Annotated in this window: 12 protein-coding genes and 1 pseudogene; 6 read left to right on the top strand and 7 right to left on the bottom strand. The window is 67.6% G+C overall.

From position 1 onward, the window contains the following. The first annotated feature begins 27 nt into the window (after positions 1-27). Positions 28-5421 carry a hypothetical protein gene (locus IPM80_08110; GenBank protein ID MBK8958389.1) on the top strand — a complete coding sequence of 1798 codons (5394 nt, stop codon included), beginning with the start codon at positions 28-30 and terminating at the stop codon, positions 5419-5421. 205 nt (positions 5422-5626) lie between these two features. Here IPM80_08110 and IPM80_08105 read toward each other — a convergent pair whose 3' ends face one another. From IPM80_08105 to IPM80_08080, 6 genes are all read right to left on the bottom strand, one after another. Then, complete coding sequence (locus IPM80_08105; protein MBK8958388.1) at positions 5627-7810, bottom strand: EAL domain-containing protein; 2184 nt, start codon at positions 7808-7810, stop codon at positions 5627-5629. Continuing rightward, positions 7807-10563: a response regulator gene (locus tag IPM80_08100; protein MBK8958387.1), complete on the bottom strand. Its 2757-nt coding sequence runs from the start codon at positions 10561-10563 to the stop codon at positions 7807-7809. The genes IPM80_08105 and IPM80_08100 overlap by 4 nt, the downstream gene beginning before the upstream one ends. After that, the gene (locus tag IPM80_08095) at positions 10560-11087 is read right to left on the bottom strand and encodes a YfiR family protein (protein MBK8958386.1); all 528 of its coding nucleotides are present in this window, start codon (positions 11085-11087) and stop codon (positions 10560-10562) included. The genes IPM80_08100 and IPM80_08095 overlap by 4 nt, the downstream gene beginning before the upstream one ends. Positions 11088-11137: 50 nt before the next feature. Next, on the bottom strand, positions 11138-13012 hold the full coding sequence (locus IPM80_08090; protein MBK8958385.1) for a TonB-dependent receptor: 1875 nt from the start codon (positions 13010-13012) through the stop codon (positions 11138-11140). A 353-nt stretch (positions 13013-13365) separates the two neighbouring features. After that, entirely contained in the window at positions 13366-13614 is a 249-nt protein-coding gene (locus tag IPM80_08085; GenBank protein ID MBK8958384.1) for a CoA transferase, read from the bottom strand. Beyond that, complete coding sequence (locus tag IPM80_08080; protein ID MBK8958383.1) at positions 13532-14563, bottom strand: CoA transferase; 1032 nt, start codon at positions 14561-14563, stop codon at positions 13532-13534. The genes IPM80_08085 and IPM80_08080 overlap by 83 nt, the downstream gene beginning before the upstream one ends. Positions 14564-14717: 154 nt before the next feature. Here IPM80_08080 and IPM80_08075 point away from each other — a divergent pair. Both IPM80_08075 and IPM80_08070 read left to right on the top strand, forming a co-directional pair. Further along, positions 14718-16559: pseudogene (locus IPM80_08075) on the top strand (hypothetical protein). Continuing rightward, the gene (locus IPM80_08070) at positions 16453-16986 is read left to right on the top strand and encodes a hypothetical protein (protein ID MBK8958382.1); all 534 of its coding nucleotides are present in this window, start codon (positions 16453-16455) and stop codon (positions 16984-16986) included. Before IPM80_08075 ends, IPM80_08070 begins: the two are co-directional and overlap by 107 nt. On the opposite strand, the gene IPM80_08065 is transcribed toward IPM80_08070, so the two are convergent. After that, a complete protein-coding gene (locus IPM80_08065) occupies positions 16920-17861 on the bottom strand; it encodes a YicC family protein (protein MBK8958381.1) in 942 nt (313 codons plus the stop codon). The two genes, IPM80_08070 and IPM80_08065, sit on opposite strands and share 67 nt — an antisense overlap. 148 nt (positions 17862-18009) lie before the next feature. Here IPM80_08065 and rph point away from each other — a divergent pair, with 148 nt between their 5' ends. The 3 genes from rph to hemW are packed head-to-tail and all read left to right on the top strand — an operon-like array spanning position 18010 to position 20488. Then, positions 18010-18726 (top strand): ribonuclease PH, encoded by a 717-nt coding sequence (gene rph, locus IPM80_08060; protein MBK8958380.1) that lies wholly within the window; start codon positions 18010-18012, stop codon positions 18724-18726. Further along, on the top strand, positions 18723-19331 hold the full coding sequence (rdgB, locus tag IPM80_08055; protein ID MBK8958379.1) for an RdgB/HAM1 family non-canonical purine NTP pyrophosphatase: 609 nt from the start codon (positions 18723-18725) through the stop codon (positions 19329-19331). Before rph ends, rdgB begins: the two co-directional genes overlap by 4 nt. After that, complete coding sequence (hemW, locus tag IPM80_08050) at positions 19328-20488, top strand: radical SAM family heme chaperone HemW (GenBank protein MBK8958378.1); 1161 nt, start codon at positions 19328-19330, stop codon at positions 20486-20488. Before rdgB ends, hemW begins: the two co-directional genes overlap by 4 nt. Positions 20489-20492: the final 4 nt, after the last annotated feature.

Here is a 20492-nt window from a genome sequence, read left to right as displayed (position 1 = left end):
GACACCGCGGCCGGTGACGATGTCATCGTGCTCGGCGCCGGCGGCAGCGTGGTCGACGCCGGCGACGGCGACAACGACATCACGCTTGGCGCCGCCAACGACGGCGTGCACGACGATGTCATCACCGCCGGCGCGGGCGCCGATCGCATCGTGGCCACCAGCGCCCAGGTCAATAGCCATCTCACGCTCGACGCCGGCGCCGGCAGCGACACGCTGGAAGTCAACACCGACGCCGCGCTGGTCGATGTCGACTTCGGCGGCGTCGACGCCCTGGAAACCCTCAAGCTGGTGGCCAACGCGGCGGACGATGATCAGAGCCTGACCTTGGGCAGCGCCGCGGTCGGCGCCGGCATCACCACGGTCGACGCGCTCGGCATAGGCGCCGACGACAGCCTCACCATCAACGCGGCCGGATTCAATGCCGCGCTCGGCATCGTCTCGGCGGCCAGCACCGATGTCATCTTCCTCGGCGCCGGCGGCAGCACCGTCAATAGCGGCGATGGCAACGACACGGTGTTCAGCGCCGCCGTCAATGACGGCACGCTGGACGATCACCTCGATACCGGCACCGGCAACGACATCATCCACATCGACAGCGACAACTTCACCGCGAATTTCGTGCTCGACGGCGGTGAGGACTTCGACGTGCTGCGCCTGAACGGCGACGTCGCGGTGGTCGACGCGGATTTCACCCATCTCGCCCGCGTCGAGAAACTGGAAGTCATCGCCGACGCCGGCGGCAACCTGCATACCCTGACCCTGGACAGCGCGGCGGCGGCGGCCGGCATCGGCAGCGTGGATGCGACTTCGGCGGGTGGCGACGATGTCATCGTGATCGATGCGCAGGGCTTCGCCAATGCGCTCAGCATCGATACCGGCGCGGCCAACGATGTCATCACCCTGGGCGCCGGCGGCAGCATCGTGCATGCCGGCGACGGCAACAACACCATCGTGGTGGGCGCCGCCAACGACGGCGTGCACGACGACGAGATCACCACCGGCGCCGGCAACGATCTCATCAAGACCGACGACGCGCGTTTCAGCAACGCGCTCCTGGTCAGCGCCGGCGCCGGCACCGATACCCTGGAAGTGACCGACGACGCGGCGGTACTCGATGCCGCGCTGACGCAGGTGACGAGCGTCGAAGTGCTGAAGCTGTCCGGCAACGCCGCCGACGATGCGCAGTCGGTGACGCTCGCGGCGCACGCGGCAAGCGCCGGCCTGACCACGCTCAACGCCACCGCGCTCGGCGCCGGCGATGTTTTGACAGTCGACGCCAGCGCCTTCGCCAATGCACTGACCATCCAGAGCGCCGCCGGTGATGACCTCATCACGCTCGGTGGCGGCGGCAGCGTGGTCAATGCCGGCGGTGGTGACAACACCGTGTTCGTCGGCGCCGACAACGACGGTGTGCACGACGATCACATCACCACCGGCACCGGCGCTGACGTGGTGAACCTCGCCGATGCGCAGCTCAGTGCCAACTTCAGCTTCAGCGCCGGCGCTGGTCGCGATGAAATCAGGATCACCAGCGATGCGTCGCTGGCCGACGCCGACCTGGCGGGCCTGACCAGCGTCGAAGTCCTGACCTTGACGGTCGATGCCGCGGATGACGCGCAGAGCGTGGTGCTCGGCGCCAATGCCGAAGCGGCGGGCATCCACACCGTCGACGGCATCGGCATCATCAGCACCGACGCGCTCAGCATCGACGCCAGTGCCTTCAGCCATGGCCTCACCATCACCACCAGCCTCGGCGACGACGTGGTGATCCTCGGCAGCGGCGGTACGTTCGTCACCACCCTGGACGGCGCGGACACCGTCACGGTGGGCGCGGCCAACGACGGCAGCAACAACGACGATATCGATAGCGGCGACGGCAACGACCTGGTCAAGACCACGGACGCGCGACTGACCGCCAATCTCAGCGTGATCGGCGGTCTCGGCACCGACACCTTGGAAGTCATCAGCGACGCCACGGTATCGGATGCCGATTTCACCAACCTGCGCGGCATCGAGCGGCTCACGCTCAGCGCCGATGCCGGCGATGATGCCCAGAGCATCGTGCTCGGCAGCCTCGCGCACAGCGCCGGACTGCTCGCGGTCGATACCACCGCCGCCGGCAGTGACGATGGCATCAGCATCGATGCCAGCGCCTTCAGCGCGGGCCTGTCGATCGCGAGCGGTGCGGGCGACGATGTCATCACCCTCGGTAGCGCCGGCAGCACGGTCACCAGTGGCCTCGGCGACGACACCGTCACGGCCGGCGCTAGCCAGGACGACATCGATACCGGCGCGGGCGACGACACCATCCATGTCTCCGCCACCACCATCGCGGCCGACATCGACGGCGGCGCCGACACCGGCGCGGGCGACACCCTCAGCGTGACCGGCGGCGGCGCCGTGCTGATGGGCGCCAGCGTCGTCAATGTCGAGAAGGTGAGCCTGGTCAGCGCCACCGATTTCATCGCCAATGCCATCAGCGGCCTGGCCATCACCGGTTCGGGCGGCGACGACCTCGTACATGTCGGCGCCGGCGACCAGGTCGTGGCGGGTGCGGGCGGCGACGATATCGTCGACGTCGAAGACAGTGAATTGAGCGCGGCCTTGTTCGTCGACGGCGGCGCGCACACCACGGGCGATATCCTGTTGGTGTCGACCGACGCCTCGGTGGCCGACGCCGACCTCGCCAATGTCACCACCATGGAAGTACTCAAACTCGGCGTCGACGCCGCGGATCACGTGCAGAGCGTGACCCTGGCCGCCAACGCGGCGGCGGCCGGCTTCACCCATCTCGACACCACGCTGGTGGGCAGCGGCGAGAGCGTCAATATCGACAGCACGGGCTTTGCCAATGCCTTGACCATCGACGGCGGCGCCGGCAGCGAAGTGGTGTTGCTGGGCACCGGCGGCAGCGTCGTCAACGCCGACGCGGGCGTCGACCATGTGACCGTTGGCGCGGACAACGACGGCGTGCACGACGACGTCATCCATCTCGGCGCCAGCAGCGATCGGGTGGAACTCGTCGATTCGCAGCTCAGCGCGCACCTGACGGTGTCCGGCGATGACGGCACGGACCGGCTCGAGGTGACGGACGATGTCTCGTTGGCCGACGCGGATCTCGCCGGCATCACCACGCTGGAGGTGTTGGTGCTGAAGGGCGACGCGGCGGACAACGCGCAGAGCGTGGAGTTTGCCGGCAATGCGCTCGGCGCGGGCTTCACCACCATCGACGCCAGTGACGTCGGTGCGAATGACGCGGTGTCTGTCGACGCGGCGGCGTTCAGCGCCGGGCTCACCCTCACCACCAGCAGCGGCGATGACATCATCGTGCTCGGCGCCGGTGGCAGCGTGGTCAATGCCGGTAACGGCGCCAACACCGTCACGGTCGGCGCCGCGACCGACAGCGTCACGACCGGCGGCGGCGACGACTTGATCAAGGTCGACGACGGCAAGCTTGGCAGCCTGCTCGGCGTGGCGGCGGGCAACGGCGTCGATACGCTGGAGGTGACGAGCGATGCGGATATCGCGTTCGGCGAATTCGCCGGCATGACGGGCGTCGAAGTGCTGAAGCTGAGTGGCAATGCGGCCGACGATGCGCAACTCGTGTTCCTCGGCGCCGATGCCGAGGCCATGGGCCTCACCACCATCGACAGCACCACGCTCGACAGTGGCGACAGCCTTGCGCTGCGCCTGTCCACGTTCAGCAACGCGCTGACCATCAACACCGGCGCGGGCGATGACGACATCACGCTCGGCAGCGGCGGCAGCGTGGTCGACAGCGGCAACGGCAACGATGTCATCACCGTGGGCGCGGCCAATGACGGCGTGACCGACGATCACATCACGGCCGGCGACGGCCATGACCAGGTTTTCGTGCTCGCGGCGCAGCTCAGCAGTCATCTGGAGATCGCCGCCGGCAACGGCATCGATGCCTTGAACCTGGCGTCGGACAGCGCCGTGAGCGACGCCGACTTCACCCTGATGACCGCTCTCGAACAGGTGATGTTCGATTTCGACGCGGCCGACAACGCGCAAAGCATCACCGTCGCGGGTCTCGCCGCGGCGGCCGGTGTCAATCGCATCGACGCACGCTTTGCCGGCAGCGATGATGCGATCGCGATCGACGCCAGCGGTTTTGCCAATGCGCTGACCATCGTCACCAATGGCGCCGCGGACTCCATCGTGCTCGGCACCGGCGGCAGCGTGGTCGATGCCGGTAACGGCGACAACATCATCACCATCGGCGCCGACAACGACGGTGTGCATGACGACGACATCACCACCGGTAGCGGCGCGGACCTGTTCCATGTCACCGACGCACGGCTGAGCGGCAATCTCGCCATCGCGGCGGGCGGCGGCGTCGATGTGCTCCTCCTCGATAGCGATGCCGACGTGGCGGATGCCGATTTCGCCCAGATGAGCAGCGTCGAGGTGTTCCGCTTCGGCGTCGATGCCGGCGACGATGCGCAGGGCGTGGTGCTGGCGGCCAACGCCATGGCCGCCGGTGTGGCCACGGTCGACATCAGCCAGGCCGGCGCCAACGATGCGGTGACGGTCGATGCCAGCGCCTACACCACTGACCTCACCGTCATCCTGCATGGCGGCGCCGACATCGTCACGCTCGGCAGCGGCAACGACACGCTGCTGGGCGGCGTGAGCGCTGGCGACAGCATCAACCTCGGCGCCGGCAACGATTCGTTCGCCATCACCACCCTGGCGGCGGTGACCATCGACGGCGGCACCGATCTCGACACGCTGGTCATCGGCGCGGGCGCCGGCTCGCGGCAACTGGACTTCTCCAACGGCGTCGACCAGTTGAGCGGTTTCGGTACCTATCTCAACTTCGAGAACCTGCAGGCGGACGCCGCCAATGGCACCTTGTCGGTGATTGCCGGCGATGGCACCACAAGCATCGTCACCGGCAGCAAGATCGACCAGGTCGACGCCGGGCTGGCAGACCAGGGCGTCAGCATCAGCACGGGCGCCTCGGGCGACAGCGTCATCGGCAGCGCACACAACGACAGCATCGACGGCGGCGCGGGCGAAGATTTCATCGCCGGTGGCGACGGCAACGACGCTCTCACCGGTGGCGCCGGAGCGGACACCTTCGTGTTCGACAACGCGCTCAGTGACAGTACCAATGTCGATACCATCAGCGACTTCGTCAGCGGCGCCGACCTGTTCCAACTCAATCTCGACATCTTCTCCGCTTTGCAGGCCACCGATGGCGTGCTGGATGCCGACAATTTCCTGGCGGGCGCCGGCGCGGTGGCCAGCAACGGCAACCAGCACATCATCCTCGATACCACCTCCGGCTCGCTGTTCTACGATGCCGACGGTCTGGGTGGCGTGGCGCAGGTCGAGTTCGCCCGCCTCGGCGGCGCGCACACGGCGGTGGCGACGGATTTCGTGATTGGCTGACGAGTCATGCGGCGGGTGCGATTTCGTTCGCACCCGCGCTCATGGCGGCCGTCGAGTGTGCTGGTTTCCGTTCAACAACAACTCGCGCATGCGGAGCCGTCACGCACAGGCATGACTAGCCGCACGCATGCGGTGCGTGTGCCTTGGTGAATGTGGATGCGAGGGTGAAGGCGGTGGGCCGCGGCCCGCCGCGAGCAGGGCGAAACTAGCGGGCCGTGGCCAGCGGTCGCGCGTAAGCCCGTTCCAGCGGCGCTGGCGTACCGCCGGCAATGTCCCAGGTCTTGGAAAGCAAGGCCGGGATGTTGTCCGCCAGCACCGGGCGGCTGAAGTAATAGCCCTGCAGCGTGTCGCAACCGAGCAATTTCAGCATTTGCGCCTGTTCGCGTGTCTCGACCCCTTCGGCCGTGACGCGCATGCCGAGGCTGTGGGCCATGGCCAGCACCGCGCGGATGATCGCCTCGTTTTCGCCACCGCCCATGAGGCCGTTGACGAAGCACTTGTCGATCTTGATGTTGTAGATGGGCATGCGCGTCAGGTAGGCAAGCGACGAGTAGCCGGTGCCGAAATCGTCCAGTGCGATGCGCACGCCGTTGTCGCGCAACAGCTCGAGGGCGGCACGCGCCGAGGCGGAATTCTCCATGAGCGCACCTTCCGTCACTTCCAGTTCCAGCCACTGCGGCGCGAGCCCGGTGTCAGCCAGGATCGCGAGCACGGTCTGCGTGATGTCGGGATTGCGGAACTGCAGGGGCGACAGGTTGACCGCCACGCGCAAGGGTGAGCCGCATCGAGCCCAGCGCGCTGCCTGTTCACAGGCGCTGTGCAGCGCCCACTGGCCAATCTGGTCGATGAGCCCGCGCTGCTCCGCGAGCGGAATGAATTCCATGGGAGAGATGAGCCCGCGCTGCGGGTGATTCCAGCGTAGCAAGGCTTCGACCGCGCACAGCGTGCCGCTCTGCGTATCGATCTGCGGCTGGTAGGTTAGGAAGAATTCATTGCGCGTCACCGCGCTACGCAGGCTGGCCTCGAGTTCCATGCGCGCCAGCACGTCGGTGGTGAGCGCGGCGTTGTACATCTGCGCGTTGTCGCGCCCCGAGCCCTTGGCCTGGTACATCGCGGTATCGGCATGCTTGAGCAAGGTCGCGGCGTCTTCGCCGTCGGTCGGAAACAGCGCGATGCCGATGCTGGCGGTCAGCACCACCTCGCGGCCTTCGAGCGCGAACGGCCGGCGCATGATCTCGCCGATGCGCTGCGCCACCGCCAGCGCGTCTTCGGGGCGGTCCATGTCCATCACCAGCGCGGTGAATTCGTCACCGCCGAGGCGCGCGATCTCGATGCCGCCGTTGGCGCCCTTGGCCGACGCGGGACCGTCCGCCACCGGACGCGATACGACATCCGACGGGCGCAGGCCAATCTGCAGGCGCTCGGCCGCGCGCTTGAGGATCTGGTCGCCGGCGGCGTGGCCCATGGTGTCGTTGACGTTCTTGAAGCCGTCCAGATCCATGAACAACACCGCCAACTGGTTGCGACGACGACGTGCCCTTTGCACCTCGCGGTCGACCCGTTCGAGAAAGGAATGGCGGTTGGCAAGCCCGGTCAGGTTGTCGAAGTAGGCGAGCCGCTCGATGCGGATCTCGGTCTCCTTGCGCTCGGTGACGTTGCGCGACAACACGACGAAGCGGCCGCCGTCGGCGCTCTTGTCGGTCTTGTGCGAGACCGACATCTCGAACCACAGCGTGCCGCCGGCGGTTTCCAGTTCGTATTGCTGGCCGCTCGAGGAACCCCGCGCCGCGGCGTCGCGCAGGGCCAGCGTCCACACCCGCGCCACCGGCCCGGGCATGAATTCGTCGAAGCGCTTGCCGATGATGGCGCCGCCGAGGCCGGCCATGGGGTCATTGGCGGCGGTGCGGAAATTCAGGCAACGGCCGTCGTCGGTGAGTTCGAACAGTTGGTCGGGAATGGCGCCGAGCACCGCCTCGTTGCGCGCTTCGGCGGCGCGCAGCTCGACCAAGGTCTGGTAGGCACGCAACAGGTACAGCACGCGATGGCCGATGAGGCCCCAGTTGATGGGTTTGGGAATGAAGTCGGTGGCGCCCTGCTGGTAGGCCGTCTGCACCGACTGCACGTCGTCCATGCCGGTCACCATCACGATCGGCAGCAGCGGACCCGCTTCGGCACGCAGGCGCGCGCACACTTCGTAGCCGCTCATGCCGGGCATGTCGACGTCGAGCATGACGAGGTCGTACTTGCCGGCGTGGAACTCGGCCAGTGCGGCCTCGCCGTCATGCACCACGCCGACCTCGAAGCCGGCCTTGCGCAGCGCGGCCCGCATCACCAGGCACGCATCCACCTCGTCATCGACGACAAGGATGTTGTGGCGCATGTCCGTCATGCGGCTTCCTTCAGCATTTCCCGCAACGCCTGTACTGCCCGTTGGAGTTCGAACCGTGCCGGGTCAAGCAGCGTCTGGGCGACATCCAGCTGGTCTTCCCGTCCGCATTTTTCGAGATCGCGGCAACAACGCGCGTAAGCCTCGGCACCAAGCGTGGCCGCACTCGACTTCTGTGAATGCGCGATCTGCCCGAGTGTTTTTGCGTTGCCGTCTGCAATAGCGGCCGCCATGCGTTCAAAGTTGAGTTCGACGGTGGCGAGGAACGAGGTCACGAGCTGTGTCACCAAGGACGTGCTGCCGGGTTCGTCGAGTTCGTGCAGGGTCGCGATGGTCCGGCGGTTGATGACCTCGGTGTCGGGGCTCGCCGCCGTGGCGCGCGGCGTTGGTGCCGGCGTCGGAGTGGCCGCGTTCGCGGTGCCGGCGGGCAGCCAATGCGCCAGCGTGGTGTGCAGGGAATCCAGGAACAACGGCTTGGTCAGGTAGGCGTCCATGCCCGCCGCCAGGCAGTTCTGCGCTTCGCCGGGCATGGCGTTGGCGGTCACCGCCACGATCGGCAGGCGCGCCCCACGTGCGTCGGGCAGCGCACGGATGGCGGCGGTTGCCTCGTAGCCGTCCATGACGGGCATCTGGCAATCCATGAGTACGAGGTCGAAATCCTCTTGGCGCACACGCTCGAGGGCCTGGGCGCCATCGCCGGCCAACTGCCATTCGAGTCCGAGCTTGGCGAGCATCGCCGCCGCCACTTCCTGGTTGACGGGGTTGTCCTCGACCAGCAGCACGCGCCCGCGCAATGCGCGCGCGGGGTCGGCCGCGCGCGGCTTCGGCGCCGGCGTGCCGGCGGCCGGCGCGAGCGCGGTGAGCATGGCGCGCAGCAGGTCGTCGCGGCGTGCCGGCTTGGTGACGAAGCTGGCAATGCCGGCCTCGGCACGCGTGCTTTCCGGCACGCTGGCATCGGTGGAACTGAGCATCACCAGGCGCGTCGCGCGCAGCGTGTCGTAGGCCTGGATGCGTTCCGCCAGTTCCAGGCCGTTCATGCCCGGCATGCGGCTGTCGAGTATCGCCAGGTCAAAGGGCCGCTGATCGTCGGCCGCTTCGAGCAGCGCGCCGAGCGCGCGCAGGCCATCGGCGGCGCAGCTCACCTCGAGCCGCCAGCCCTCGAGCTGCCGCTGCAGGATCTCGCGATTGGTGGCGTTGTCATCGACCACCAGCACGCGCACGCCGCGCAGAGGTGCGCTGTCGCGCTTGGCCGGCACCGCCTGCGCGGCGCGCGGCAGCTCGAGATCGATGATGAAAGTCGAGCCCTGGCCCGGTGCGCCTTCGACACGGATGCGGCCCTGCATCAATTCGAGCAGGCGCCGACTGATCGCGAGCCCCAGCCCGGTGCCGCCGTATTTGCGCGTGGTCGAACTGTCGGCCTGGGCGAAATGTTCGAAGATGCGCTCGCGATTCTCGACCGCGATGCCGATGCCGGTATCGCACACGCGGATCTGCAGCCGCGCCAGGGCGGGGGTCTGCTCGAGCACCGTCACACGCACCACCACTTCGCCGTGGGCGGTGAACTTGATGGCATTGCTGAGCAGGTTGACCAGCACCTGGCGCAGTCGGAACGAATCGCCACGCAGCGCCAGCGGCGCGTTGGGCGGCACGAATTCGACGGCGATTTCCAGCCCTTTGGCGGCGGCCGGCTGCGCGAACATGGCCAGCGCCTGCTCGACGGTTTCGACCAGGTTGAAATCCACGCTTTCCAGCGCGAGCTGTCCTGATTCGATCTTGGAGAAATCGAGAATGTCGTTGATGACGCCGAGCAGGTGTTGCCCGGAGGTCTGCACGGCTTCCGCCCAGGCGCGCTGTTGGGGCCCGAGACCGCTGTCGAGCAGCAGTTCGTTCATGCCCAGCACGCCGTTCATGGGCGTGCGCACTTCGTGGCTCATGGCGGCGAGGAACTCGCTCTTGGCGCGATTGGCGGCTTCGGCGAGGGCGGTCGCTTCCTCGGCGATGCGCAGCTGCACGGTGCGCGCCGCCATTTCGCGTTCGAGTTCGGCGCGATGCTCGGCGAGGCGCAGATCGCGCTCTTCCAACTGCTCGACCATGGCATTGAAGCCCTGGCCGAGGCTGTCGAGTTCGGTGATGTGACTGCGCAGGGCGCGCGCGCCACGGTCGCCGTGACGGGAAAAATCCGTCATCAGCTCGCTGATCGCGCCGAGTGGCGACGATATGGCCTGCTCCAGGCGCCGCAGCTGTCCGCGGCTGACGAAAAACGCCAGCAGTCCCGCCAACACCGTGGTCGCCATCTGCCAGGCGGTCTGCTGGTAAAGGTCCTGCATGCCGACTTCCAGCAACAGCGAGCCGCGCTCGCCGTTGGCGGTCACCACCGGCCGCACCACGGCCAGCGAGGTCAGCCACGCGGCGCGCGCGTCAGCGTCGGGCTCGCGCGCGGCCGGCGCCTGCTCGCCAACGTGGAAATTCGCGAACAGCTCACCCTTGGCGTCGTACAGGGCCGCAAGCCGCAGGTCCGGCACCTTGCGGAGCGAGGTCAGCATTTCGTTGGCCGCGGCGGTGTCGCCAAAGGCGAGGGCGGCGGCGATGTTGACCGACAGCACCTCGGCCTGCGCGTGGATGGCCTTCTCGACGTTGAACACGCCGATGAAGAAACTGCTCGCCATGCATACCAGCGCGACGATACCGACCGCGACACCGGTGGCGGCGTGATTGACGCGGCTTTGCAGTGTGCCGAGCTCGATGCGTGGCGTCATCGCTGCACCTCGGTCGCGAGTCGCAGGAGTTTGGAACTGAGCTGCAGGCGATGGCGGCGCGCCGCGTCGAGATTGGCTTCGAAAGTGACCTTGCTGTGGGTGAGTCGCATGTTGAGCTGCACGCCGCGCTGCATGGCGCCGGCGCTGTCGGCCACCGTCAGCACCGCCTGGTCGCCAAGACCGGCGAGCAGGCCATCGAGGCCGTCGATGGCGGACGCGGTGATGAACACCACCCGGCAGCGCGACAGCGCCGCATCGGCCGCCACGCGTTCGATGCTGATGGGCTTGTCGGCGACCCGCTTGCCGGCCAGGCCATCGATTGCGGCGCCGAAGGGATCGTCGCCGACAATACACAGCGTCATGTCGGGCGCGGCATTGTCCGGCCATTCCGTGAACACCATGAAGTTGTAGAGGAAGGCCGCTTTGACGCGGTATTCGGGCAATTCGTCGGCGCGTGCGCCGGCGCCCAGCAGCAGGCACAGCAGCAAGGACAGCGGCCGGCCGAGCGCGCGGCACATCAGCACGGCGGCCCGCCGCGCACCGCGCGCCCGGCCCGTGCTGGTCGCAAGCTTGCTCAGAAGCGCAGTCCCGCCTGGATGCGGAACGAGCGGCCGTCCTGCTCCAGGGCGTTCTGCCAGTTCGACTCGGCGCCGGGGTGGGCATAGTGCTTGTCGAACAGGTTCCTGACCGTGAACGAAACGTCGACGCCGTGGCCGAGGGCATCGGTGCCGAGGTGGAGGTTCGAGATGGCGTAGCCGCCGAGACGGCTGCCATCGAGGCTCAAGCGGCTGCTGTCGGTCTGCAGTTCATAGCCGGTGCGCAGCCCCCACCACGGCAGCGGTGTGCTGAGATTGAGTTTGAACAGGAGCTTGGGCGAATTGAGCACGTCCGGGCCATCGGTGTAATGGGCATCCTGCAGCGACACGCTGCCGCGCAGGCGGGCGCCATAAGCCCACTGCTTGTCGGCCGACAGTTCGAGGCCATTGGCCTTGATGGTGTGTCCTGAAATGTATTGGGCGAAACCGCTGACCGGCTCAGTGCTGAGGCTGATGATGTCGTACATCAACCACTGGTAGAGCGAGGCGCGCAAGGACAAATCCTTGCCGAGGCGCTGATCGACGACGATTTCCAGCGTGTCGATGCGTTCGTCTTTCAGATTCGGGTTGGGCAGCTGCGAGGCGGGATCGGCATAGTCGCGTTCGTAGGCATTGGGCGCGCGATGCGCCCGACCGGCGAGCAGCTTGAACGTGGTGTTGTCCAGCGGCTGCCAGATCAGCGCCGCGCGCGGGCTGGGCGAGGTGTCGCTGCGGCTGTCGTGATCGACGCGCAGGCCGAGCGTCGCGGCGAGCTGCGCGGTGAGCTGCCATTCGTCCTGCACGTAGATGCCGACCCGGTAGTTCGAGTTGGGGATGCGGAAATTGTTGGCGGGCACGACGAGGTCGTCGGCGGCCTGGTCAGCGCGCAGGTTCTGCTGACCCTCGACGCCGATCATCAGGCGATGGTGTGCGAACGCGGTGGACACCGCCCGCCATTCACTGCCTATCCAGTCGCCGAAGGCCGGATAGGACACCGGCGTGCCGAAACTCAGGATGCTGGTGTAGCGGTAGCGGCCGCCGAACACGCGCCCCGTCACCTTGAGGCTGTCGGCGGCGAAGCTGTCGGCATACTGCACCTGGCCCACCGCATATTCGTCACCGGCGAAGTCGCCGGGCACCAAGGGGTCGGCGAAGAACGACGCGGTCGGGTCGGCCTTGCGGCGCTTGCCGAACATGAAGTCCCCCGACCACGCGCCGCGCGCGAGCCGCGCGAAATACTGCTGGTCGCTTTCACCGTCGAGACCGGTGGCGACACCCGACACGCCGGTGGCGCCGAAATCGAAGAAATGATCGTCACCGTTCGCGCGCAGGCCGGAGGCCGACACCAGCACGTCGAGGCCGTTCGCCAGGCGTTTGCCCCAGGTGGCGCGACCCTCGAAGGCGTCCTGCGGGTCCTGCCAGGCGGCGGACAGCTCGGCGCCGTTGGTCTCCTCGCCGCTGCGCGTGATGATGTTGACCACGCCGAACATGGCGTTCTGGCCATAGACCGCGCCGCCCGGTCCGGGAATGAATTCGATGCGTTCGATGAGATCGATATCTATCGGCAGTTCGCGACCGACGGTGCCGCCGTCATAGACAGGATCGTTGAGGCGATTGCCATTGACGGCGATCAGCACGCGCGCGGTGAGATCGCCCGGCGCGCCCATGCCGCGCGTGCCGAGGTAGCTGTACTGGTAATCGTAGGTGGTATACACGCCCGGCAGGCTGGCCAGGGCCTCGGCCAGCGTGCGCCAGCCAAAGGCTTTGATCTCGCCGCGCGTGATGACGCTGACCGCGGCCGCCGCCTGGTTGAGCGGCTGCTCGTACTTCGCCGCGCCCACGACTTTGACGTCCATCAGCTGTTCGAGACTCATGGCCGTGAGGTCGTCGTCGGAAGCGGCATGGCTGGCCGCGCCGACAGCGCCTGTCAGGCACAGGAGGAGGGGCGCCAGGCGCGCGCCTGGCGGGCTCGGGCGCTGTCGATGGCGAGAAGCGGGGGCTTGGAGATTCACGGTTCGGTCTGGTTTCTATAGCTGAACGTCCGCGCCAGCCGACGGGCTGCACGGGGCGCGGTTTTCCGCTGACTTGTTAACGGAAACTCGACGGCTTTCTTGAGCATGACGCGCATCGACCGCGTCGCTTCCCTGCCCCTGCCATCTCCCCGTTCAACGCCGGCCGGTGCGACGCGATCGCGTCCTGTATTGCCAGCGCCCATCCCAGCGCCCCGTCACGCAATGATATGCGCCGCCGCGAGCGCGTCGAGCGCGGCCTCGTCGAGTCCGAGCTCGGCGCCGAGCACTTCGCGGGTGTGCTCGCCAAGCGTCGGCGCCAGCGTGATCGGCACGCTGCTGGCCGACATGCGCGCCGGCCAGCCGAGCAGCGTCGCCTGCTGTTCACCGTCCTCGTCCTGCACGTGCTTGATGAAGTCGCGCGCCGCGAGGTGCGGATCGGAGAACAGGTCGCGGGTGTCGAACACCGCGCTGGCCGGAATGCCGGCCGCGCACAGCGCGTGCATGGCCTCGTGCTTGGTGTGCGCGGCCATCCACGCCGCGATGATGGGTTTCAATTCCGCCGCGTGGCGTTTGCGCGCGGCGACGTCGGCGAAGCGCGCGTCGCGCGCCAGTTCGCCCTGGCCCATGGCGGTGCACAGCGCCTGCCAATGGTTCTCCATCACGCTCATGAGATACACGTGATCGTTGGCGCCGAACGGCTTGCAGGCATAGAGATTGATGGTCGGCTCGAGCTCGTTGCCGAGGCGCGGCGCCACCGAGTCGCCGCCCTTGGCGCCGAGCGCGATCATGGTGCGCATGTAATAGGTCACCGCCTCCTGCATGGACAGCTCGATGTGCTGGCCGATGCCTTCGCGGAGCTTCTGCGCGTAGGCCGCCGTGATGGCCAGCGCCATCTGCACGCCGGTGCCGGAATCGCCGATGGTCGGGCCCGGGCGCATGGGCGGGCCCCTGCGGGTCGCCGGTGATGGACAAGGCGCCGGCGGCGGCCTGCGCGACCATGTCGAAGCACTTGTAGCCGGCGTAGGGGCCGCTCAGGCCGAAGCCCTTGATCTGCGCATAGATGATGCCGGGATGCACGGCCTTGATGACGTCGTAGCCGAGCTTCAGCTTTTCGACGACGCCGGGGCCGAAGTTCTCCACCAGCACGTCGAAGCGCGGCACCATCGCCAGCAGCAGTTCGCGGCCGCGCGCTTCGCGCAGGTTGAGCGTGACGCTGCGCTTGTTGGAGTTCCAGTTGAGGAAGTATTCCGAGTCCTGCCACAGGTCGCGGGCCATGGCGCGACCCGGATCGCCGCCCTCGGGCGGTTCGACCTTGACCACCTCGGCGCCCAGCCACGCGAGCGCCTGGGTGCAGGACGTGCCGGCCTCCCACTGGGTGAGGTCGAGGATGCGTAAGCCGGACAGTGCCGCCATGGGGATTGCCTCCGTTGCTTGGTCCGCTGTCATCGCGCAGGCCGGTGTGGGCGCAGCGCTAGCCTAGCAGAGTGTCGCGGCCGTGGCCGTCGCGGCCAGGGGCCCGTGCTAGCATCGCTTTTTCGATCATCCAAAGGGAGACAGGACCGTGGGCGTACATGGCGGCAGGTTGGCAGCGCGCGCGCTCAAGCAGGCGGGTGTCGAGTGCATCTTCACCTTGAGCGGTGGCCACGTGATGGCCATCTACGACGGTTGTATCGACGAAGGCATCGAGGTCATCGACGTTCGTCATGAACAGGCGGCGGTGCATGCCGCCGATGCCTGGAGCCGGCTCAAGCCCGGCCGTATCGGCTGCGCGGTGTTGACCGCCGGCCCCGGCGTCACCGACGGCGTGACCGGCGTCGCCAATGCGTGGCGCGCCAACAGCCCGATACTCGTGATCGGCGGCCAGGGGCCGCTCAACAACCTCAGGCGCGGCTCGCTGCAGGAAATGGATCACGTGGCGGTGATGAAGCCCATCACCAAGTGGGCCGATGCCTGCCTCGACACGCGCCGCATTCCGGAATTCATCGAACTCGGCATCCGTCACGCGGTGTCCGGCAATCCGGGACCCGCGTTCCTCGAGATCCCGATGGACGTGATGATGAACGAGGTCGAGTGGAGCGAAGTGCGCATGCCGAGCATACGCACCGCGCCACCGCTGCGCGTGCCGGCGCAGTCCGACGTCGACGAGGCGCTGGCGATCCTGGCCAAGGCCGAACGCCCGGTGATGATGGTCGGCACCAGCGCCAAGTGGTCGAACGCGGCGGCGGCCGTGCAGGGCTTCATCGAACAGACCCACATCCCGACCTTCGTCAACGGCATGGGGCGCGGCATGGTGCGGCCGGGCACGCCGGAACTCCTGAACCGCGTGCGCAAGGAAGCGATGGCGAACTGCGACGTGTTCGTATGCGCCGGTGTACTGCTCGATTTCCGCCTCGGTTACGGCAAGACCATCCCGGCCAATGCCAAGATCATCCAGCTCGACATCAAAGACACCCTGATCGGCACCAACCGTTCACCGACCGCGGCGGTGGTCGGCAACCTCGCCGCGACCTTCGATGCCATGCGCACCACGGTGACTGCGAGCGGCGGTCTCGATTTCAGCGCGTGGCGCGACCAGCTGGTATCGCGTGAAGCCGAACTCGAGGCGAAATTCGCCACCGAACTCAATTCCGACGAAGTGCCCATCGATCCCTTGCGCCTGTGTCGCGAGATCCGCGACTTCGTCGCCGGCCAGGATCTCGTCATCATCGGTGATGGCGGTGATATCGTCGCCCAGGCTTCCAAGGTGCTGCCGGTGCCGGCCGAGAACGGCTGGATGGATCCCGGTCCGCTGGGCACCCTCGGCGTCGGCATGCCGTTCGCGCTGGCCGCGCAGTTGGCCTGCCCGGACAAGCGCGTGTTGATCATCTACGGCGACGGCGCCTTCGGTCTCAACGGCTTCGAATATGACACCGCGGTGCGCTTCAACCTGCCGATAGTCGGCATCATGGGCAACGACGGCGCGTGGGGCCAGATGGTGCGGCCGCAGGCCGCGACCTACGGCGCCGAGCGCATCGTCGCGACCAAGCTCAACTTCACGCGCTACGACCAGATAGTCACCGCCATGGGCGGTCACGGTGAATACTGCGAACGGCCGGAGGAGATCCGTCCCGCGCTCGAGCGCGCGTTCGCGAGCGGCAAGCCGGCGTTGATCAACGCGCCGGATGTGATCCGGGGGGGGGGGGGCCGGCCGGCGGCGGCGGGGCGCCGCGGCGCCCCCGCCGGGGGCGCCCGTCCGGCGCACGACCGCGGCGCCTCGCCGGTGAGTGCTGTCAGGATTCACCCACGATACCGAGGTACGCGACATGCACCGCACCCTGCTGGCGACACTGATGCTGATGTTGTTTGGCGCCATGTCTTCGAGCCAGGCCGCCAATCTGCTGACCAATGCGGGCTTCGAAGACGGCTATAACGGCTGGAGCACGACGGGCGCGCCTGACCTGCGCCACTCTGACCCTGCGCCCTTCGAAGGCAACAACTACGCGTTCTCCATCGCCAACTCGCACTACACGCTGCAGCAGGATGTCAGCCTGCTGGCAGCGGGCTTCCTCGCCGAGGTCATCGACAGCGGCGCCTTGCTGGCCCATTTCGGCGGTTGGCAATCCGGTTACGAGACCCAGAGCGACGAAGGCCAGATCCGCTTGCTGCAGCTCGATGACGGGCTCCAGCTACTCGACATGGCGAGCCTGCCGTATTTTCATTCCAATTCCACCTGGGTGGGGGCGGGCCGCCGCCCGGCCGCCCCGCTGCGCTTCTTCTTCGACGGCCTGCGTCATGCAGGGTCCACCGCCGCCTCACCGTGCCGGCGCCGGGGCGGTGCCGGGGCGTTGCCCGCCTGAGCGCGCTGTGCGCCCTGGCGGGGCCCCCGGGCTTCCGAGCCGGCCCGCGAGTAACGCCGCGCGCGTACTCCCGGGCCCCCCCCTCCCGCGCCCTCCCCTCCCCCCGCGCCGGCGCCGCCCCCGTTGGCCTCGCGGTTCAGCTCCTGCATGAGGAAGTCGAGCCGACGGCCGACCGGCTCGTCGAGATCCAGCACGCGCGCCACTTCCTCGACATGGGCGCCGAGGCGATCGAGTTCCTCGGCAACATCCAGGCGTTGCAGCAGCAGCGCGCTTTCCTGTTCGACGCGCGCCTCGTCGACGCCCTCGGCCAGATCGCGCATGCGCTGCTGGTAGCGATCGCGGATGGATTCGATGATCTCCGGCACACGGGTTTCCAGTACCACGATTTGATCGCGCACGCCGGCGAGGCGCGACAGCATCATGGCCTTCAACTTGTCGCCCTCGCGCTTGCGTCCGTCGAGGAACTGGTCGAGCGCATCGTCGAGGGTGTTGAGCACGAGCTTGGCGGTGGCGTCGAGGTCGACTTCCTCGACCTCGGTGACGCCCGGCCAGCGCAACACATCCAGCGGATCGATGCTGACATCCTCGCCGAGCATCTCGGCGATGCGCTGCGCGGCGCGCACCACCTCACCGGCCGCGCGCTCGTTGACCCTCAAGGCCTTGAACTGGGTGCGGGCGGTGTCGAAACGCAGGCTGCAATCGACCTTGCCGCGCTTGACGGCGGCGCCGATGCGCTCGCGCACCGCGCCCTCGAGGCTGCGAAAGTCGTCGGGCAGGCGCACGAACACTTCGGCGAAGCGATGGTTGACCGAACGCAGCTCCCAGGCGCCGCGACCATAGTCCGCGTCGAATTCGACACGTGCGAAGGAAGTCATGCTTAAGGGCATCGTGGCGGCTCCGGCTGTGTGGATGAAAATGCGGCGACTCGCGGCATCTTAACGGCAGCCCCGCGAGCGGCAAAGCCAGCCACGGGCCGGCGGCCTATAATGCCGGCATCACCCTTGAATGGAAGACTCGATGGCAATTCGTCCCAGCGGCCGCCAGGCCAATCAAATGCGCGATGTTCGTTTCACCCGCGGTTTCACCCGCCATGCCGAAGGCTCGGTGCTGGTCGAGTTCGGCGACACGCGCGTGCTGTGCACCGCCAGCATAGAAACGCGCGTGCCGCCGTTTCTGAAAGGCACTGGCCGTGGCTGGGTGACGGCCGAGTACGGCATGTTGCCGCGCTCGACCAACTCGCGCATGCGCCGCGAAGCGACCTCTGGTCACCAGGGCGGCCGCACGCTCGAAATCCAGCGCCTGATTGGCCGCTCACTGCGCGCGGTGGTGGATCTCGCGGCGCTCGGTGAAAACACCATCACCCTCGATTGCGATGTGCTGCAGGCCGATGGCGGCACGCGCACCGCGTCGATCACCGGCGCCTACGTGGCGCTCGCCGATGCCGTCGACACGCTGCTGAAGGCCGGCCGCATCAAGGTCAACCCCTTGCACGGCGCGGTGGCCTCGGTGTCGGTCGGCATCTACAACGGCGTGCCGGTGCTGGATCTCGATTACGCCGAGGATTCGAATGCCGAAACCGACATGAACATCGTCATGAACAACGCCGGTCATTTCATCGAGATCCAAGGCACGGCCGAAGGTCATGCGTTCCGCCGCGAGGAAATGAACGCGATGCTCGATCTCGCCGCCGGCGGCATCGCCGAGCTGTTCGAGCTGCAGGACGCGGCGCGCGCGGCATGACCATGGAACTGGTCTTGGCGAGCGGCAATGTCGGCAAGCTGCGCGAGATTGCCGCCATGCTCGACGGCTTGCCGATGCGGGTGCGGGCGCAGAGCGACTTCAACGTCGACAGCGTCGCCGAGACCGGTACCACTTTCGTCGAGAACGCCATCATCAAGGCGCGCCACGCGGCGCGCGCCAGCGGGCGGCCGGCGCTGGCCGATGATTCCGGCATCGCGGTCGATGCCCTCGGCGGCGCGCCGGGCGTGATCTCGGCGCGCTATGCCGGCGAAGGCGCGAGCGACGAGGCGAACCTGGTCAAACTGCTCGGCACGACCGCCCACCTGCCCGACGCCGAACGTGGCTGCCGTTTCGTATGCGTGATGGTGGCGATGCGCGATGCCGACGACCCCCTGCCGGTGATCGCCACCGGCACCTGGCGCGGGCAACTGCTGCGCGCGCCGCGCGGGGAGGGGGGCTTTGGCTACGATCCGATTTTCCTGGTGCCTGGGCACGGTTGCTCGTCGGCCGAACTCGCGCCGGCGCTCAAGAATCGCCTGAGTCATCGTGGCCAGGCGCTGCGCAGCCTGCGCGCGCTGCTGCAGGCGGCCGACGGTTGGCGATGACGGATGCCGCGATAGGCCTGTACGTGCACCTGCCGTGGTGCGTGCGCAAGTGCCCCTACTGTGATTTCAATTCCTACGAGGCGCGCGGTGCTGTCGCCGAATCCGTCTATGTCGAGGCGCTGTTGCGCGATCTCGAGTTCGATCTCCTGCAGCGGCCGGCGCCCCTGGTTGGCAGCGTGTTCCTGGGCGGCGGTACGCCGAGCCTGTTCAGCGGCGCGGCGATCGCGCGGCTGCTCGATGGGCTGCGCGCACGGACACGCTTCGTCGACGACGTCGAGGTGACGCTGGAGGCCAATCCCGGCACCGCCGAGACCGCCCGCTTTCGCGATTACATCGCGGCCGGCGTCAATCGCCTGTCCTTAGGCGTACAGAGTTTCAACGCCGCGCACCTGCGGCGCCTGGGGCGCATTCACGGCGCCGATGAAGCGCGCGCCGCTGTCGGCATGGCGCGCGAGGCCGGCTGTCAGAACCTCAATCTCGATCTCATGTTCGGCCTGCCCGATGCCGCGCCGGGCGACGCGCTCGATGATCTCTCGCAGGCCATCGCATTCGCGCCCGAGCACCTGTCCTGGTATCAGCTCACGCTGGAGGAGGGCACCGCGTTCGCGCACAAGCCGCCGCCGCTGCCCGAGCACGACGCCGTGTGCGATGACTACGATGCCGGTCTCGCCCTGATGGCCGCGAGCGGTTACCGGCAATACGAAATCTCGGCCCACGCGCGGCCCGCGCGCGCCGCGCGTCACAACACCAATTACTGGTTGTTCGGCGATTACATCGGCATCGGCGCCGGCGCCCACGGCAAGCGCACCGACGCCGCCGGCCGGGTGTGGCGCACGGCGCGCATCCGTCATCCCGAGCGTTACATGAAGGCGGCACGCGAAGGCCTGCAGATCGAAAGCGAGGAAGCGCTCGACGGCATGACGCTCGCCACCGAGTTCATGTTGAATGCGCTGCGCCTGGCCGAAGGTTTCGACCGGCGACTGTTCAGCGCCCGCACCGGATTGCCGTGGCGAGTCTTGCACACCCCGCTCGCCACCGCGTTGGCGCGCGGCTGGCTGCAGGAAGACGGCGAGCGGCTGCGTCCGACGGCGCTCGGCTTTCGCTTTCTGAACGATTTGCAGCTGTTGTTCACCGGCCTCGATGAACACCCTGCCTGACACG

The sequence above is a fragment of the Pseudomonadota bacterium genome, from assembly GCA_016719885.1.
Classification (GTDB): domain Bacteria; phylum Pseudomonadota; class Gammaproteobacteria.
The sequence above is the reverse complement of the archived record's forward strand: the minus strand, read 5'-3'. Positions and strand labels throughout refer to the sequence as shown.

Bases quoted from the DNA above. Each gene is read 5' to 3' on its own strand.
- IPM80_08105 (MBK8958388.1), bottom strand. From the start codon at position 7,810: ATGACGGACATGCGCCACAACATCCTTGTCGTCGATGACGAGGTGGAT.
- IPM80_08100 (MBK8958387.1), bottom strand. From the start codon at position 10,563: ATGACGCCACGCATCGAGCTCGGCACACTGCAAAGCCGCGTCAATCAC.
- IPM80_08090 (MBK8958385.1), bottom strand. From the start codon at position 13,012: ATGAGTCTCGAACAGCTGATGGACGTCAAAGTCGTGGGCGCGGCGAAG.
- IPM80_08080 (MBK8958383.1), bottom strand. From the start codon at position 14,563: ATGGCGGCACTGTCCGGCTTACGCATCCTCGACCTCACCCAGTGGGAG.
- IPM80_08070 (MBK8958382.1), top strand. From the start codon at position 16,453: ATGCACCGCACCCTGCTGGCGACACTGATGCTGATGTTGTTTGGCGCC.
- IPM80_08065 (MBK8958381.1), bottom strand. From the start codon at position 17,861: ATGACTTCCTTCGCACGTGTCGAATTCGACGCGGACTATGGTCGCGGC.
- rdgB (MBK8958379.1), top strand. From the start codon at position 18,723: ATGACCATGGAACTGGTCTTGGCGAGCGGCAATGTCGGCAAGCTGCGC.
- hemW (MBK8958378.1), top strand. From the start codon at position 19,328: ATGACGGATGCCGCGATAGGCCTGTACGTGCACCTGCCGTGGTGCGTG.